13 protein-coding genes and 1 pseudogene are annotated in these 16,931 nt (G+C 71.3%); 3 read left to right on the top strand and 11 right to left on the bottom strand.

All coding sequences use genetic code 11. The features are described from left to right. Positions 1–22 precede the first annotated feature (22 nt). From Raf01_RS39500 to Raf01_RS39475, 6 genes are all read right to left on the bottom strand, one after another. Entirely contained in the window at positions 23–847 is an 825-nt protein-coding gene (locus tag Raf01_RS39500) for an ABC transporter permease (protein ID WP_203923237.1), read from the bottom strand. 8 nt (positions 848–855) lie between these two features. Beyond that, complete coding sequence (locus Raf01_RS39495; protein WP_203923236.1) at positions 856–1,674, bottom strand: ABC transporter permease; 819 nt, start codon at positions 1,672–1,674, stop codon at positions 856–858. Next, a complete protein-coding gene (locus tag Raf01_RS39490; RefSeq protein WP_203923235.1) occupies positions 1,671–2,651 on the bottom strand; it encodes an ABC transporter ATP-binding protein in 981 nt (326 codons plus the stop codon). The genes Raf01_RS39495 and Raf01_RS39490 overlap by 4 nt, the downstream gene beginning before the upstream one ends. Next, positions 2,593–3,411, bottom strand: coding sequence for a hypothetical protein (locus Raf01_RS39485; RefSeq protein WP_203923234.1), 819 nt, complete (start codon positions 3,409–3,411; stop codon positions 2,593–2,595). The genes Raf01_RS39490 and Raf01_RS39485 overlap by 59 nt, the downstream gene beginning before the upstream one ends. 445 nt (positions 3,412–3,856) lie before the next feature. Continuing rightward, complete coding sequence (locus Raf01_RS39480) at positions 3,857–5,032, bottom strand: HesA/MoeB/ThiF family protein (protein WP_203923233.1); 1,176 nt, start codon at positions 5,030–5,032, stop codon at positions 3,857–3,859. A 156-nt stretch (positions 5,033–5,188) separates the two neighbouring features. Then, positions 5,189–5,956: an SDR family NAD(P)-dependent oxidoreductase gene (locus Raf01_RS39475; RefSeq protein WP_203923232.1), complete on the bottom strand. Its 768-nt coding sequence runs from the start codon at positions 5,954–5,956 to the stop codon at positions 5,189–5,191. A gap of 205 nt (positions 5,957–6,161) precedes the next feature. Between Raf01_RS39475 and Raf01_RS39470 the strand changes: the two genes are divergently transcribed. Beyond that, entirely contained in the window at positions 6,162–7,097 is a 936-nt protein-coding gene (locus Raf01_RS39470) for an RNA polymerase sigma-70 factor (protein ID WP_203923231.1), read from the top strand. On the opposite strand, the gene Raf01_RS39465 is transcribed toward Raf01_RS39470, so the two are convergent. The 5 genes from Raf01_RS39465 to Raf01_RS39445 form a co-directional block, all read right to left on the bottom strand. Further along, positions 7,098–7,826 carry a response regulator gene (locus Raf01_RS39465; protein WP_203923288.1) on the bottom strand — a complete coding sequence of 243 codons (729 nt, stop codon included), beginning with the start codon at positions 7,824–7,826 and terminating at the stop codon, positions 7,098–7,100. It abuts the gene before it with no gap. Between the two features lie 41 nt (positions 7,827–7,867). Beyond that, positions 7,868–9,193, bottom strand: coding sequence for a sensor histidine kinase (locus tag Raf01_RS39460; protein WP_203923230.1), 1,326 nt, complete (start codon positions 9,191–9,193; stop codon positions 7,868–7,870). Positions 9,194–9,225: 32 nt separating this feature from the next. Next, positions 9,226–10,116, bottom strand: a complete 891-nt coding sequence (locus Raf01_RS39455; protein ID WP_203923229.1) for a CPBP family intramembrane glutamic endopeptidase — start codon at positions 10,114–10,116, stop codon at positions 9,226–9,228. Between the two features lie 239 nt (positions 10,117–10,355). Then, positions 10,356–11,843, bottom strand: coding sequence for an amidase family protein (locus tag Raf01_RS39450; protein WP_203923228.1), 1,488 nt, complete (start codon positions 11,841–11,843; stop codon positions 10,356–10,358). A 43-nt stretch (positions 11,844–11,886) separates the two neighbouring features. After that, positions 11,887–15,042, bottom strand: a complete 3,156-nt coding sequence (locus tag Raf01_RS39445; protein ID WP_203923227.1) for an AfsR/SARP family transcriptional regulator — start codon at positions 15,040–15,042, stop codon at positions 11,887–11,889. A 137-nt stretch (positions 15,043–15,179) separates the two neighbouring features. Between Raf01_RS39445 and Raf01_RS39440 the strand changes: the two are divergent. Next, positions 15,180–15,431 (top strand): annotated as a pseudogene (locus tag Raf01_RS39440) (IS256 family transposase); the annotation flags it as partial. A gap of 235 nt (positions 15,432–15,666) precedes the next feature. Next, positions 15,667–16,668 carry an alpha/beta hydrolase gene (locus tag Raf01_RS39435; RefSeq protein WP_203923226.1) on the top strand — a complete coding sequence of 334 codons (1,002 nt, stop codon included), beginning with the start codon at positions 15,667–15,669 and terminating at the stop codon, positions 16,666–16,668. Positions 16,669–16,931 lie beyond the last annotated feature (263 nt).

Here is a 16,931-nt window from a genome sequence, read left to right as displayed (position 1 = left end):
CCGGCCGCGACCATGCCGGCCGTCAACTGCCGCTGGAGGCATAGTGGGCGAGCTGGTACCGCCAGAACCGGTACGCCACGGCGACCAGCAGCACGCCGGCGGCCGGCGCGGCCCAGGCGACCGTGGGCGGCACCCACAGCTCGCCGTCGCGCCCGAGCAGTGCGGCGGCGGGGAAGTAGGCGGCGAAGGCCAGCGGGAAGGCGGCGGTGAGCGCCCACCGCAGTCCCGGCCCGAAGATCCGCAGCGGGTAGTTGCCGAAGGTGTTGAACAGGTTGTCCGTGGTGAGGGTCAGCGCGGTGGTGTGGGCCAGCCGGACCGCGAGGGCCGCCGTGACCAGGTGCAGCGACGCCTCCAGCAGCGCGGCGCCGGCCAGGGCGAGCAGGAGGTAACCGACCAGCGCCGGCGAGCGGGACAGTCGCGTGGCGGGCAGGGCGACGGCCAGCACGGCGAGGCCGCCGGCCAGGTCGCCGAGGGAGACCGGCGCCAGCTGGCGGGTCAGCAACTGCACCAGCACGCCGGCCGGCCGGGTCAGGTAGCGGTCCAGCTCGGCCTGCTGGATCGCCTGATCGACGTTCAGCAACTGCGCGAAGGGGACGGTCCACAGGCCGTGAGCGGTCAGCCGGAGGCCGTACAGCAACATGATCTCCCCGGGACGCCAGCCGCCGATCGTGTGGAACCGGGCCAGCAGAGTACCCACGACGGCGAGCCCGACACCCTGAAAGGCGAGGCCGCCCAGCACGCAGAAGGCCAGATCGGCCCGGTGCCGCAGTTGGGCCCGCAGCGCCGCCGCGGCCAGCAGCGCCCAGATCCGCACGGTGCGCACCGGTCCACTCACTCGCCCGCTCACCGGCCCGGTCACCCGCCCTGCACCACGACCCGGCGCAGGGCCTGGGCCCAGGCCAGCCGCGCCAGCAGGAAGAGCAGGACGGCCCAGCCGACCTGGGCGGCCAGGCCGAGAGCCAGTGCGCCGCCGCGCAGCGTACCCACGTAGATCGACGTCGGCGTGTACGTGACCGACGGGAACGGCAGCATCCGCGCCACCTCGCGCAGCGGGCGTGGCATCAACCACAGCGGAACCAGCGCGCCGGACAGGAACTGGCTCACCATCCGGTAGGTGATGAACAACCCGTGGATCTCCATGGTCCAGAACGCCAGCAGCCCGACGACGACCGACAACCCGGTGCTGACCAGGTACGCCAGGGCGAGGCTGAGCAGGTACGCCAGGGCGGCCGGGGCGGACCGTGGGGGCCGGGTGCCGGCCAGCAGCACACCGATCGGCAGCGCCAGACCCGCGAACGGCAGCAACGCCACGGTGCGCCCGGTCTGACCGGCGACGACCTGGCCGATGAAGCTCACCGGCCGGGTCAGGTCCATCCCCACCGTCCCGTCGCGGACCCGTTCCGGAATCATCGAGAACGCCCACGGGCTCAGCAGCCAGTGCTGCGTCGCGGCCAGGGCCACGTAGGTCAGCATCATCGCCAGCGGTACCCCGTCCATGGCGTCCCGGCCGCCGTACACCGCGGTCCACACCACCCGGGACAGCAGGATCTGTGCCACCAGCGCGATCAGCCCGACGGCGCAGTCGGTCCGGTGCCGCAGTACAGTACGCGACTGCAACCGGGCCAGCGCCGCGTACCGGCCGCCGGCGGCCACCAATTCCCGTGTGGCGCTCATCCCAGCTCGTCCTGCATCCCAGCCACCACGGTCGCCAGGTCGGGTTCGATCACCGACAGGTCCAGCACCCGCTGCCCGGCCAGGACGCGCGCGACGACGTCGCCGGGCGCCACCCGAGCCGGGTCGAACCGCAGCCGCACCCGGCTGCCCGCCTGCTCGACCCGCCGTACGCCGGGCAGGTCGGGCAGCGTACCCGGGTCCTCGACGTGCACCACGAGATCCCGGTACGGCGCGTGCCTGGCCTTCAGCGCGGCGACGTCCCCGTCATAGCGCATCCGCCCGTGATCGATGATCACGATGCGCCGGCACAGCCGCTCGACGTCGCCGAGGTCGTGAGTGGTCAACACGACCGTCGTGCCGAAGTCCCGGTTCAGCCCGGCGAGCGTGGCGCGAACCCGGTCCCGGGTCACGACGTCCAGCCCGATCGTCGGCTCGTCCAGGTAGAGCACGCTCGGACGGTGCAGTAGCGCAGCGGCCAAGTCGCCACGCACCCGCTGACCGAGTGACAGCTGCCGGACCGGCGTGTCGAGAAACCCATCCAGATCCAGCACCGCGGCGAGCTGTGCGAGGCTCTCCCGGTACCGCGCGGCCGGCAGGTCGTAGAGCCGGCCGAGTACCCACAGCGAGTCGCTCAGCGGCAGGTCCCACCACAGGCCGGTACGCTGCCCGAACACCACCCCGATCCGCCGGGCGTTGCGCTCCCGGTCGCGCCACGGCACCAGGCCGGCGACCTCGACGGTGCCCGACGTCGGCACCAGCACGCCGGTGAGCATCTTGATGGTCGTCGACTTGCCCGCGCCGTTCGGGCCCAGGTAGCCCACGAACTCGCCGGCCTCCATCCGGAAGTCGATCCCGTCGACGGCGCGCGTGACCACCTTCTGCCGGGTGACCAGCGAGCGCAGCGCGCCGAACCGGCCGTCAACGCGCCGGGGGCGGTGGAACTCCTTGGTCAGCCCGTGTACCTCGATGATCGACATGATGCGATTCCTGCCTCGGGTAGTCCTCGACGCCGACCCAGACGTCCTTGTGGTGCGTGGTGCGGACCCCGGTGTGCACGTACACCGGGATGCCCAGCTCGCCGAGCCGGCGGCAGAAAGACAGGTCCTCGCCGAGCGTCGCACCCGTTCCACTGTGGACGGTGTCGAACCAGGTGGGACCGAACCTGGCGGCCATCCGTTCCAGCGCGCCGCGGTGGATCAGCAGGCACGCGGCGCCGGTGGCGTCGCAGCGCACCAGGGTGTCCGGCGGGATGTCGGGGCGCGGCTCGTAGAAGGGCCAGACGCCGGGCGGCTCGCGGTTGTCGAAGATGGTCGGCATCGGCATCACCCGGTGCCCGCCGAAGCCGTCCGGCTCCAGTTCCCGTACCGAGAAGCAGAGGCCGCCGACGACCGGCCGCAGGTCCGGGTCGGCCGCGGCGACAAGCCGGTCCACGGTGTCCGGCGTGAAACCCATGTCGGTGTCGATCCACCACAGCCACTCGGCGGACCCAGCGAGGAACCGGGCCGCGCCCTCGTTGCGCGGGGTGGACAGGTCACCGGTGCAGCCGCGCAGCATGTCCGGCCCGGCGGCACCGAACCGGCGCCCCCCGGTGGACCGGTCGTGTGCGCGCAGCGCCACCATGCTCCGGTGCCACGAGTGGCTCACCTGGTGCGCGTGGACGTACGCGATCTGCACCGTGCCGCGCGCCACGTCGTGCGTGGCGGTGCCGGTGCCGGGGTCGGACCCCAACTGCTCCACTGGTCTCTCCTCAATGCCGATCGGGTACCGGACGGTGCGCGGTCCGGTGTGGCACCCGGCGGGTCGCCACGCCGGACCGCGCCGGGCCGTGGCTAGCCGTTCGGGGACGAGCCGGACAGCACTGCCGTCTCGGCCGGATTCAGCTTGCGGATCTCGATGCGCACCGGGGTCACCTCCCTCACCCGTGATCGGCCGACGGGTCCTCTGTCGCGGTCTGGCGTCACGCCGAGTTGGCGCCGGCGGACAGCGTGAGGGTCTCGATCCGGTCCAGCTTGCGGATGTCGATGCTCTGCATGGGATTCACCTCCTTCGCGGCGCGGTCGGGTCGGCTGCGGGTCCGGTCAGGTGGAGTTGCCGCCGCCGGAGAGTGTGGCGGTCTCGGTGCGGTCGAGCATGCGGATGTCGATGTTCTGCACGGGGTTCACCTCCCTTCTGACAATTGCGTCTACTGTGGATGGTCGGCCGGCGGTGGCGGCACGGCCGCGCAGGCCGGGCAGTCCGCGCGGCGTGGATCCAGCCGGACCAGCGGCGCGTCCAGCGCGGCCAGGTTCACCGTCTGCACCCGGCCCGGCACCGCCGGCGGTATCCCCGTGATCAGGCCGATCACCTCGTGCGCCGCCAGGTAGCCGGACACCCCAGCGGACGGCGCGGCGACCGCGTTGCCCACGGCGGCGCCCCGTGCGCCCCCGTCCTGCGGGTACGCGCCGAGCTCGGCGTGCCGGTCGTCGTCGGCCAACCGGACGCACTGCCAGCACGCGCCGCCCCCCGGCCGGTACGTGCCGACTTGCACCAGCGGGCCGTGGTAGCCGGCGTCCACCCACGGGCGGCCGGCGGCCAGGCAGGCCAGGTTGGTCCAGACCCGCACCTGCGGCGGCCGGTCCGCGGTGAGCAGCAGCACGTCGCAGTCGCCGGCGAGCCGGGCGGCCGGCCCGACCCCGTCGATCCGCGACTGTTCCCCGGTGACCTCGATGTCCGAGTTCAGCGCCCGCAGCCGGGCGAGCGCCGCGTCCACCTTCGGGCGGCCGAGGTCGTCCTCCGTGTAGAGCACCTGCCGGCACAGGTTGGACAGCTCGACCACGTCCGGGTCCACCAGGTGCAGGCGGCCCACCCCGCTGGCGGCCAGTGCGAGCGCGGCCACCCCGCCGCTGCCGCCGATCCCCACCACGGTGACCCGTGCCCGGCCGAGCAGGACCTGCGGCTCCCAGGTGCTGGCCCGCGGGGTGAGGTCCAGCCAGCGGTAGTAGCTGCGGGCCGGGCCGTACCGCCGCAGGTCCCGCGCGGTCAACTCGGCCGGCTCGGGCGCGGCCAGGTCCTCCAGGTAGCCGGCGGCGGCGAACTGCGCGATGCCGGCGCTGACCGCGTCGGCGGTCAGGCCCGGGTGGGCCGCGGTCACCCGGGCCACCACGGCGTCCGCGTCCCGGCTGCCGTCCATGCTCTCCAGCAGGGTCCACACCATGCCGGTGGGGTCGCGGACCTCCGCGGCCACCCCGTAGGAGACGCCGCCGATGCGGATCAGGCCGCCCTGGATCCGGTACGGCGCGTGCTCCGGCTTCACCCTTGGCCGGCGCATCGGCAGCGGAGCCCGGCCGGCACCGGACACCTGGTCCAGCGAAGCGCCCATGGGTTGCCCCCTCGTCATCGACGATCAACGAGGAGCAGCCTAGGATCGGGTGCTTTCAATCCGCCTACATCGCGACACCGCCTCCGGTCAGGCCCGATGACACGGGTTCTCGGGTGCCTACCGGGGCATCGGGTGCCTACCGGCGGCATCGGGTGCCTACCAGGGCATCGGGCCGTCCTCGCTGAAGAACCCGGCGGTCGGTCCGTCCGCCCCGAGCGTGGCCAGGCGTACCACCACCGTGGCGCCCTGCGCGGCGGTGCGGTCCCCGCTGTGATCGTTGATGTCCGTGGCGCAGAAGCCCGGGGCCGCGGCGTTGACGAGGAAGCCGTCCTTGCTCAACTCGTTGGCGTACTGCACGGTCAGCGCGTTGAGTGCCGACTTGGACGGCGCGTACGCGGCCGACTGCGGCAGGGTCGAGAAGCGGGCGTCCGGACTGCTCGTGATGGCCAGCGACCCGGCGTGGCTGCCGACATTGACGATGCGCGGTGCCGGCGACCGCCGCAGCAGCGGAAGCATCGCGTTGGTCACCGCGATCACGCCGAAGACGTTGGCCTCGAACACCGCCCGGACCATGTCCAGGTCGACGCTGCTCGGGAGCTGGTCGTACGCCTTCTCCGGCGAAACCTGCCCGGATCCGCTGATGCCGGCATTGTTGACCAGTACGTCCAGGTGGTCGTAGCGCTCCTCGACCCGGTCCGCGGCCGCCCGGATGGTGGCCGGATCGGTGACGTCCAGGGTGACCGCGTGCGCGTCACGCCCCGCCGCTCGCAGCGCCGCGGCGGCCTCCTCGCCGAGCCGCGGGTTCCGGGCGGCGATCAGGACCGTCATGCCCAATTCGGCGAGCTGCTCGGCGGTCGCGCGGCCGATCCCCTTGTTCGCCCCGGTGACCAGCGCGATCTTCTGGTGCGCGGTGTGCTCGTTCATGTCCAGGCTCCCATCGTGGAGTTGACTGCGGAGTTGATGCCGCGTCGTCCGCGGCGTTCCGACGGACATGGAGATGCCGGGCGACCCGATCCCTGTGACAGCGGTGGTCGTGTGAGCCGCGCCACCGGCCGTGGATGTCACACGCCGGTGCACGCCGGCATCTTGTGTGTGGCACGGTTGGGGTGGCAACAGGCGGGAGTCAGCGATGAGCGAGCACAGCGAGCGGACAACGGACGCAGCGGACAAGCCCAGTCCGGGCGACCTGGATCCCGCCACCGAAGCGTTCGTCACCCACCGCAATCTGCTGTTCACGGTCGCCTACGAGATGCTCGGCTCGGCCGCCGACGCCGAAGAGGTCCTGCAGGAGACCTGGTTGCGGTGGGTGGGCGTCGACCTCGACACGGTACGGGACCAGCGCGCGTACCTGGTCCGGATCACCACCCGCCAGGCGCTGACCCAGCTGCGTACGCTCGGCCGGCGCAAGGAGACCTACATCGGGCCCTGGTTGCCCGAGCCGCTGCTGACCACCCCCGACGTGGCCGAGGACGTCGAGCTGGCCGACAGCGTCTCGATGGCGATGCTGCTGGTGCTGGAGACGCTCACGCCGACCGAACGCGCGGTGTTCGTGCTGCGCGAGGTTTTCGACCTGGAGTACGACGAGATCGCCGAAGCCGTCGACAAGAACGCGGCCGCCGTCCGCCAGATCGCCCACCGGGCACGGGCGCACGTCGCCGCGCGCCGACCGCGCGGGGTCGTCTCTCCGGCCCAGACCCGAGACGCGATCGAGGCGTTCCAACGGGCGGTCAACACCGGCGACCTGCAGGGTCTGCTCGACATCCTCGCGCCGGACGTCGTCTTCCTCGGTGACGGTGGCGGAGTCGTGCAGGCGGTGCGGGCACCGGTCGTGGGGGCGGACAAGGTGGGCCGCCTGCTGGCCGCTGCGCTGGGGACGGTCGCCGCCACCTTCTCGCTGCACCCGGCGCGGGTCAACGGCCACCCGGCGCTGATTCTCCGGCTGGACGGCGAGATCGACACCGTCCTCGCGGTACGCATCGACGACGGCCTCATCAGTGGGCTCTACGCCGTACGCAACCCGGAGAAGCTGTCGCGTGTCGGGCGGGAGACCGCGGTCAGCCGCTGATCAGGACGGGTCGTCGCCCGGATGGACCAGGCCGGTCCGGTACGCGTACACCACCGCCTGCACGCGGTCACGCAGGCCGAGCTTGGCCAGGATGCGGGACACGTAGGTCTTGACCGTCTCCGAGCCGACCACCAGTGCCGCGGCGATCTCGGAGTTTGACATGCCGGCCGCGACCAGCCGGAGCACGTCACGCTCGCGCGGGGTGAGTTGCCGGAGCGCGCCGGCCTCGGATTTGGCGGGGCGGATCCGGGCGGCGTACCGGCCGATCAATTGCCGGGTCACCTCGGGTGCGAGCAGCGCGTCGCCCCGGGCGACGGTACGTATCGCGGCGATCAGTTGCCGTGGGGAGGCGTCCTTGAGCAGGAAGCCACTCGCTCCGGCGCGCAGTGCCCGATAGACGTACTCGTCGACGTTGAAGGTGGTGACCACCAGCACCTTGACCGGTTCGGTGGCGCCGGCGCCGGCCAGGCGCGTGGTGGCCTGGATGCCGTCCATCAGCGGCATCCGCACGTCCATCACCACGACGTCGGGGCGCAGCCGCTCGGCGAGCTCGACCGCGGCCCTGCCGTCGCCGGCCTCGCCGACCACGGTGATGTCCGGCTGGGCGTTGAAGATGGTCACGAACCCGGTGCGTACCAGGGCCTGGTCGTCGCAGACCAGCACGCGGATCGCGGCGTCGCTCGTGCCGGGGTCGCTCGTTGCGGGGTCGCTTATTGCGGGGTCGCTCATGCCGGAGTCAGTTAGGTCGGGGTCGCTCATGCCGAGGTCGCTCATGCCGGCACGTCGTTTCCGGCCGCTGCCGGAATGCGGGCCCGCACGGCGAACCCGCCTGTGTCGTCGGGTCCGGCGGTCAGCGAGCCGCCGAACAACTCGACCCGCTCGCTCAACCCGACCAGGCCGCGTCCCGATCCGCCGACCGCGTTGTTGCCGACCGCCTTGTCTGCCGCGTTCTCGACCGTGCTGTCGGCCGCCTTCTCGACCGGCTTGTGTGGACCCGGGCCGGCCGTGGTCACCGCGATGTCCACGCCGTCCGGCCGGTAGTCGAGCCGGACCTGGGTGCGCCGTCCGGCCGCGTACTTCATGGCGTTGGTCAACGCCTCCTGCACCACCCGGTACGCGGCCTGCTCGCGCCCCGCGCCCAGCTCTGGCTGCCGGCCCCGCGATCCGAACTCGACCGGCTGGCCGGCGGCGCGGGTCTGCTCCACCAACGCGGCGACCTCCGTCAGGTCGGGTGCCTGCTCCAGCGGAGCGCTGCGGGTCGCGTCGAGTACCCCGAGCAGGTCGCGCAGCTCGGAGAGCGCGCGCCGGCCGGTCTGACTGATCGCGCCCAGATTCGCGGCCAGTTGCTCGGGCTGGGAAACGAGGTACTGGGCCGCATTGGCCTGCACCACGATCGCGGTCACGTGGTGGGTGACCACGTCGTGCAGCTCGCGGGCGATGCGGGCACGCTCCGCTGTGCGTACCTCTGCCGTGGCTTGCCGTCGACGCTCGGCGTCGTGCTGCCGCTGCGCGCGTACCCACGAGCCGAACAGCCAGCAGGCCGCCAGACAGAGGTAGAAGACCACGAAGTCCTGTGGCGCGGCCGGCGATCCGGCCTCGTGCTCGGCCCAGGCCAGCAGCACGTACCCGGCGGTCAGCGCGGCGACCAGCGGCTGCCGCATCCGGGACTGGTAGGCGGCGCCGTTGTACAGCGCCAGGATCAGGCCGAGGCCGGCGAAGCTGGCGTACCCGCGCACGTCCTGTACCGCGAACCCGGCGGCGCAGGCGGCCAGCACACCGGCGGGCCAGCGGCGGCGGGCGGCCAGCGGAAGCGACTGAGTCAGCGCGGCGAGCACGGCGACGGCGTCGGTGTGGCGGTAGGGCAGCTCGCCGAGCCGGGTGCCGTGACGCGCGAGCGGGGGACAGTACGCCAGCAGGGCGAGCGCCACGGCCGGCAACGCGTCCCGGACGACCACCGGCCGGGCCTGCCAGTACCGCAGCAGGGACCGCCCCCCGCTTGCGACGCGCTCGGCCAGCGCGGTGGGCCGAGCCAGTGCGGAGGGTTGAGCCAGCGCGTCGGTCCGAGCCAGCGCGGCGGGCGCGTCACGGCGGAACATGCGGGAAGGGTATCGGTTGCCCGCGGCGCGGTTCACCGCCACGGCGCCCTGACGATCCGGCCGGCCTTGCGGGCCTTGCGCAGCAACAGGATCGCGGTGGCGCCGCCGATCAGGACCGCGAGGATGCTCGCCTCCGGGCCGAACGCACCGCCGCTGATGATTGCCGGGCCGTGCGACGCGCCGTCGAGCAGACCGCCCACGGTTCCGTTCGAGCCGGAGACAGTGGAGCCGAAGATGCCCGATTCGGCGAAGTTCCAGCCGAGGTGCAGACCGATCGGCAGCCACAGGCTGCGGGTGGCGACATACGCGGCGCCGAGCATCAGCCCCGCCTCGACCGCGATGGAAAGCGCCCCCCAGCCGGTGCCTCCGGGATTGAGCAGGTGCATCACGCCGAACAGCAGGCCCGAGACGACCAGCGCGACGAGAGTGCCGGCCCACTCCTCGACGATCCGGAACAACACCCCGCGAAACAGCAGCTCTTCGCAGGTCGCGACGCCGGCCATCAGCCCGAAGGTGGCGATCGCGTCGCCGACCGAGCCCCAGCCCCGTACCCGGTAGCCGTCGCAGATGAAGATCAGCAGGATGGTGCCGGCGAACAGTACGATGCCGAGCCCCACGCCGCGGGCCAACTGTGGCCGCAGAGTCGCGGTACCCACCTCGGGTACCTTCCGCTGCTCCAGCCAACCGACCAGCCGGGCGTAGCCGACCAGAGCGATCGCGGCGGTGGCCAGGCCGGCGAGCAGCCCGGTGACCGGGTTCTTCACCGCGAGCGAGTTGACCTGGGCGAAGACGACATCGACGACGGCAAACACCACGAGGAGGAAGACCAGCCGTACCCCGATCGGGCGGAGCCAGCGCGGCGGCCCGGACCTGGTGGCAGCGGCGGGGACCGTGGTGGGAATCTCGGTAGGCTCGACAGACATCGCTGCTCCCTCTCTCTTGATCCGCGCGAACACTCTGTTCTGTGCGAACAGTGACCTGCGCGAACGCCTCACGCATCGACGAGAGAGACGCTATGGGAATGCCGGCCGGCGATCGTCACCATCAGGTGAGCAATCGGGTTCCCCCGCACGGGGGAACGCGTCGTCATCCTTCGGTGCGGAGCCGGCGGTTCGACCCGGAGCCGGTGGTTGGGTGCGGTGCCGGTGGTTGCGTGCTGGTTCTACAGCGCCGGTCGCAGGGCGGATTCGGCGGCGAATCCGGCAGCGATCAGGTATTCGTCGTGGCCGGACGCCGCGTTGAACTCGACCCCGACCGGCAGCCCTTCCGGCGTCGCGCCCGCCGGAAGGACCAGGCCGGGCAGCCCCGCGACGCTGGCCGGGGAGACGTTGCGGCCGAAGGCAACCTCCTCGGGCACCTCACGGCCAGCGATGGTGACACCCGGTGGCGGCCAGACAGGTCCGGCGCCGATCGGCGGGGCGGGCATCGGTACGACCGGATGGACGATGACGTCGAGGGCGTACTCGCGCTGGTACGACTGGAACAGGGCGCGCACCCGGCGCTGCGCTTCGCGCGCGGCGCGGTGGCGTTCCCCGGCCTCGGGCGGCGGAGGCGCGAACGCGGGGGACACGTTGGGGCCGGCTCCCGCGGCCAGGTCCCGCATGGACATCCCCGGCGCGTGCACCGCGAGGTATTCCGGCAGCAGTCGCGCGAACTCGTACCGGATCAGCGCCGCGGCGACACCGGCGACCAGGGTGTCGAGGCCGGTCAGGTCCGCGAAGACCAGGTCGGCTCCGCGGTCGGCGAGGCAGGCCAGGGCCCGCTCGAAGATCTGCTCGACCTCGGAGTCGAGGCCGTCGAGGTAGTACGTCCGCGGAACTCCGATGCGCACGCCCCGCAGGTCGAGTCGCGCCGGAGCGGGAGCAACATTCGCGAGTACCGAATCGAGGAGGGCGATGTCGGCCACACATCGAGCGAAGGGTCCGACGGTGTCGAGCGAGGCCGCGATCGGGATGACCCCTTCCATCGGGTACCGGCCGGTGCTCGGCCGCAGTCCCGCGACGCCGCAGAGCGCGGCCGGGATCCGGATGGAGCCCTCGGTGTCGGTGCCGAGGGCAGCCGGCGTCATGCGTGCGGCGACCGCACAGGCGCTGCCGCCGCTGCTGCCTCCCGCGATGCGGTCCTCCCGGCGCGGGTTGCGTACCGGGCCGAAGGTGGCGTTGAGGCTCGTCCAGCCGCGCCCGAGTTCATGCAGGTTGGTCTTGCCCAGCAGTAGCGCCCCGGCCTCGGCGAGCCGACGCACCACCACCGCGTCGCTTTCCGGGCGGTTGGCCGACAGGGCGGCGGTGCCACCCGTCGTCGGGAGTGCGGCGGTGTTGATGTTGTCTTTCACCGCGATGGGGATGCCGTGTAGCGGGCCCAGCCGCTGACCGTTCGCCCGGGCGCGGTCGGCGTGATGCGCGGCGAGCCGGACGGCGTGTGGGTCGAAGCCGATGAACGCGTTGCAGTGGGAGCGCCGCTCACACTGCCGGATCAGGGCGTCCGCGTATTCCGAGGCGGTCAGCTCTCCCGTCCGGATCAGCGACGAGGCTTCGGACACGCTCAGCTCAAGCAAGTCCCCGGTCTCGCCCGGCCCGATTTCGCCTGCCCCGATTTCGCTCGGCCCGATTTCGCGCGCCCCGATTTCGTCCGCCCCCGCGTGCTCCGCCACCCGCCGACCCTATCCGGCTCGCGCCCCGGTGTCGGGGGCCCGGTCACAGTCCGCGCAGGCGGATTCTCGCCTCGTCCGGTCCCATTCCGGTCTCCTGATAGATCTCCAACGCTCGCTGCGCGCAGTCGAGTGCCCGGCCGGCGTCCTCCGTCTCGTAGCTGGTCGCGAGACGGCTCAGGGCGTCGCCTTCGAGGGCTCGGTAGCCGGCCAGTTGAGCGATGGCGAGTGCCGATTCAACGAGCCTCCGCGCCCTTTCGATCTGGCCCAGCCGCAGGACCGCGGTGCCGAGGCCGATCAGTGCGGTCACTTCGGCGTGCCGTGCTTCCGTCTGGCGTGCGACGGTCAACGCCTCCTGGTAGTTGTCGTATGCCACAGCGGACCGGCCGAGACGGTCCTGAATGCTGGCAAGCGTGATCAGACCATCGGCGGTCTTGAACCGTCCGCCGCTCTCCTCCTGGATCGCGAGCGCCGACCGTACGTATTCGAGCGCCTCCTGGTAGCGGCCGGCGTCACGGTGGACACCGGCCAGGCTGTCCAACACTCCGGCTTCCCCGGACCGGTAGCCGACCTTGCGGTACATCGTCAGCGCCGTATCGAGGTGGTGCAGGGCTTCGGACAGCCGGCCGAGTCGATGTTCGGCATTTCCGAGCCGATGGAGAGCGCGGGCTTCGCCGCCCTGATTGCCGATCTCGCGTTCGATCGTCAGGGCTTCCTCGTAGCACTCGGCGGATTGCCGCAGGTTGCCCATGTCGTAGTTGGCAAGGCCGAGGTTTCCCAGATGGGTGGCGAGGAGTGACCGCTTTCCGGTAACCCGGGAGATGTCGGTGGCGCGCTTGAAGTGTTCGGCGGCGAGTCGGAGCTGACCGGCGTGAAGATGGGCGCTACCGAGGTTGTTGTTGGCCGAGGCGCAGCCGTCGGGCCAGCCGGCGCGCTCCGCGAATTCCAACGCGTCCGTGTAGTGCTGGATGGCCCGGTCGTAGTCACCGTAGTCCCGTAGCGCGGCTCCGATGCCGAGGTGCCCGATCGTCTGCGCGAACGCGTTCGAGTTCTCCTCGGCCGCCACGAGTGCGGTGCGTCCCGCCTGGAGGAGGTCGTCGAGATCCTGCGACTGGTACAGGTAGCCGCGGAGTGCGTCGTACAACTCCCAGGTCAGCCGCTGCGGACCGTGACGCGAGGCGTGTCCGGTCGCGGCGATGAGGTTGGCGCGTTCATTCGTCAACCAGGTCAGCGCCTCCCCGCGTTCGCGGAACCGGACCGCCGGATCCTGGGGGTGTTCTTCCTGGCGGCGTTCTTCCTGAGGCAGTCTCAGGGTGTCGGGGTACAGCAGGCGGGCGGCGGCATCGGCGGTGCCCAGGTACCAGTCGAGCAACCGGCCGACGGCGGCGTGGCGGTCGGTCTCGGAATCTTCGACGGCGAGCCGCTCGGCGGCGTAGGCGCGCAGCAGGTCGTGCAGGTGGTAGCGCCCGTACACGACCTGTTCGATGAGATGCGCGCTGGCCAGTTCCGCGAGCAACGGCCGCGTTGCCAGGCGGTCGAGACCGGCGAGCGCGGCGACGCCCTCGGCGTCGATGTCCGGCCCGGGAACCACCGCGAGGATCCGGAACAGCCCGGCGGTCGCGGCGGTCAGCTTGTGGTAGGACCACGAGATGACGGCCCGTACCGCGGATGTCGGGTCCAGCGGTACGTCAAAGGCGTCGAGGCGTCGCGCGACGTCAGCGATGTCGGCCACGAACTCGGTCAACGCAACAGCCGGTTGACGGGCGGCGCGTTCCGCGGCCACCTTCAGCGCCAGGGGGAGTCCGACGCACAGCTCCGCCAACTCCACGGCCGCTCGTTCGTGCGTGTCGACCCGGGCAGCGCCGAGGACCCGGCGTAGGAGGTCGACGGCCTCCGGGATGGCGAGCCGATCGAGGATCAGGCGGTGAGCGCTCTCCCTCACCACCAGGCCGGCGAGGTCATCGCGGCTGGTGACCAGGGCGAGGCAGCCCGGCGCTCCGGGCAGCAGAGGACGGACCTGCTCGGCGGACTGGGCGTTGTCGAGCACGACGAGGACGCGCCGACCCGCCAGCATGGACCGGAACGTGTTCGAGCGTCCGGCCAGGTCCATGGGAATGAGTGCCGGGTCGGTGCCGAGGGCGAGCAGGAAGCCGCCGAGGACCGTGTGCGCGGACACCGACTGATCGGTACCAAATCCCCCGAGGTCGACATAGAGTTGACCGCCGGGAAACCGGCTCGCGACCGTGTGGGCCCAATACACCGCCAGCGCGGTCTTTCCCACTCCGGCTGTGCCGGCGATCACCGCGACGACCGGCGATTGGGCCGTCAACACGTCGTTCAACTCGTGCAGGGCCAACTGCCGGCCGATCAGATAGGGAACGGCCGGGGAAAGCTGCGCCGGCCCTCTCGGCTTCTCGCAGGTGACGGTGGCGGCGGCTTTGCCGTTGGCCTCGGTCGGCCGCTCGCCCTCCAACAATGCCAAGTAGCGCCGTTGAAGCTCGGGTCCGGGGTCGATGCCGAGAGCGTCCGCGAGTCCCTCGCGAAGACTCTGATATGCCTCGATGGCTTCGGCGCGTCGCCCCAGTTGCTGAAGAGCCATCATGAGCCGGTCGACGAACGGTTCGTGCAGGGGGTTTTCGGCGACCAGGCCGGTGAGGAACCCGACCATCTCACGACTGTGGCCGATCTCGATCTCCGCGTCGACAAGCAACTCCGTCGCGACCGCCCGCAGCTCGTTCAGGTCCGCGCCGACTCGTCGGCGCAGTGCGTCGGAGGCGACGTCGGCCATGAGGTTGCCGCGCCACAATCCCAGCGCGTCAGTGAGCAGGCGGCTGCGCCGGTAACCGTCGGCTTCGGACCTGGCTTGCTTGATCGATTCACGGAAGCGGTGAGCATCGACGCTGCCCGGATCGACTTCGGCGACGTACGCCCCGGGCCGTCCGATCAACACCGACTGCGCCCCGCTGTCCGCCGGGTCGAGGCTTGAACGTAGCCGGGAGACATAGGTGCGGATAACCGCGGGCGGGTCCGCCGGCAGGGGATCTTCCTCCCACAGGAGGCTGACCAGCCGTTCGGTCGTGACCGGCTCTCCAGCATTCAGCAGGAGCAGACCGAGCAGGCATCGTTCCCGGCGACGCCCGAGGGTCAACGGACGCTCATCGGTGTCAACTGCCTCTACCCGACCGAGCAGCAGGAACCTCACGATCGCGGAGTGTAACGAATGCGCCGGTACGGCGGAAATGACGACGAAACGGCCCAGGGACACTGGCCGCGAAAGGCGTGCCGGCGGTACGACACTGGTTCCGACATTGATTTCGGTGCCTCATCCCGGCTAGGGGCGCTGAGCACTGGACCCACCTGCGAACCACCAACCCGATCGAGTCGACCTTCGCCACCGTGCGCCACCGCACCCGGGTCGCCAAGGGACCCGGTAGCCGCGCCGCCGGGCTAGCCATGGCGTTCAAACTCATCGAGTCCGCGCAACAACGGTGGAGGGCGGTCAACGCACCCCGCCTGGTCGCACTGGTCCGCGCCGGCGCCACCTTCCGCAACGGACACCTCGTCGAACGCCACGACCAGGTCGCCGCATGAACCCGCTGCAGGCCGCCCCTAGCCGCCCGGCTCGGCTGCGGCTCGGTGTTCGCCGGCGCGACGTCTCCCGACCAGATCCGCTACGCCGCCCCCGCCGCCGCCGCTTGAGGACCTAGCCGAGATCGATCAGGCACTCGCCTGACCCGCGCGGCTAATCCGCCCAGCCTCGCCGCGCGGTCGGCGAGGTATTGAAAATCGACTGGCGCGAAGGGAACGGGGGCGCTAGCGTGCGCCCGTGAATCTTGAAACGGGGAAGTTCGTACCCGCCGTGCCGGTTCCACTCGACGCCGAAGTTCAGGTCGCTTACGACGACTTCCTGGTGGAGGAGCCGGAGTTGGTGCCGATGAGCCTGGAGCGGCTGGCGAAAATCCGTGCGGAGGTCGACGCCGCGGTGGCGGCGCTCGGGGACCTCAGCCGTGGCGGGCGTTTCATCGTCTCCCAGCCCTCGGTGCCCGGCCTGGACGGCGCCCCGGAGATCCCGTTGCTGGTCTGTACGCCCGCCGGCGCGCCCGTATCGCGGCCGGCGCTGTACTTCATGCACGGTGGCGGCTTCTTCTGCAACGATCACCGCATCGGGCTCGACCAGCAGCTCGAGGCGGCCGAGCGGTTCGGGGCCACGCTGATCTCTATCGGCTACCGGCTCGCGCCCGAGCACCCCTACCCGGCCCAGATCAACGACGCCTATGCCGGTCTGCTGTGGGCCGCCGACCACGCGGACGAACTCGGCATCGACCCGGAGCGCATCGTCGTCACGGGCTACAGTGCCGGCGGCGGCCTGAGCGCCGCGCTCGCCCTGACCGTGCGCGACAAGGGCGGTCCCCGCCTGCTCGGCCAGCTGCTGATGGGTCCCATGCTCGACGACCGCAACGACAGTGCGTCGGCCATGCAGATGGATGGAATCGAATTCTGGAACCGCAGCTACTCCGGGTTCGGCTGGAGCTCGCTGCTCGGCGACGTCCGGGGCACGGCGGACGTGCCGCAGTACGCCGCGCCCGCCCGGGCCACCGACCTGACCGGCCTGCCGCCGGCGTTCCTCGACGTCGGCTCCGCCGAGTGCCTGCGCGACGAGATCGTCGACTACGCCGCCCGGATCTGGCAAGCCGGAGGTAAGGCCGAGCTGCATGTGTGGCCCGGCGGATTCCACGCCTTCGACCGGGAAGTCCCCGAGGCGCGGATCAGCAAGGCCGCCGTCGCGGCGCGCCACAACTGGCTGGAACGCCTCCTCGCCACCGACTAACGGGGCCAGGAGTAGCCGTCCACAGGTATTGACAATTTCTCGCCAAAGGGGCTGTCGTGGCAGTAACCCGGTATCCGCTCAGGGTGCAGGTCCGCCGAATCGCTCACCCGGAGAATTGTGCCGTGCTGCCGGTCAACCAACCCGGCTAGGGCCTGGATCGCAATCGGTCAGAGCCACTGGGCCAGTACACCTAGGTCCCTAACGCGATGGCGCGACCCCGCTCTGGGTTACCCACAGCCCTCGCTGTTATCCACAGCCCCGCT

Origin of the sequence: Rugosimonospora africana (assembly GCF_016862975.1) — a bacterium.
In the GTDB taxonomy this organism is placed as follows: Bacteria; Actinomycetota; Actinomycetes; order Mycobacteriales; family Micromonosporaceae; genus Rugosimonospora; species Rugosimonospora africana.
Note: the sequence above shows the minus strand (reverse complement) of the source record. Positions and strands in the feature narration are given on the sequence as shown.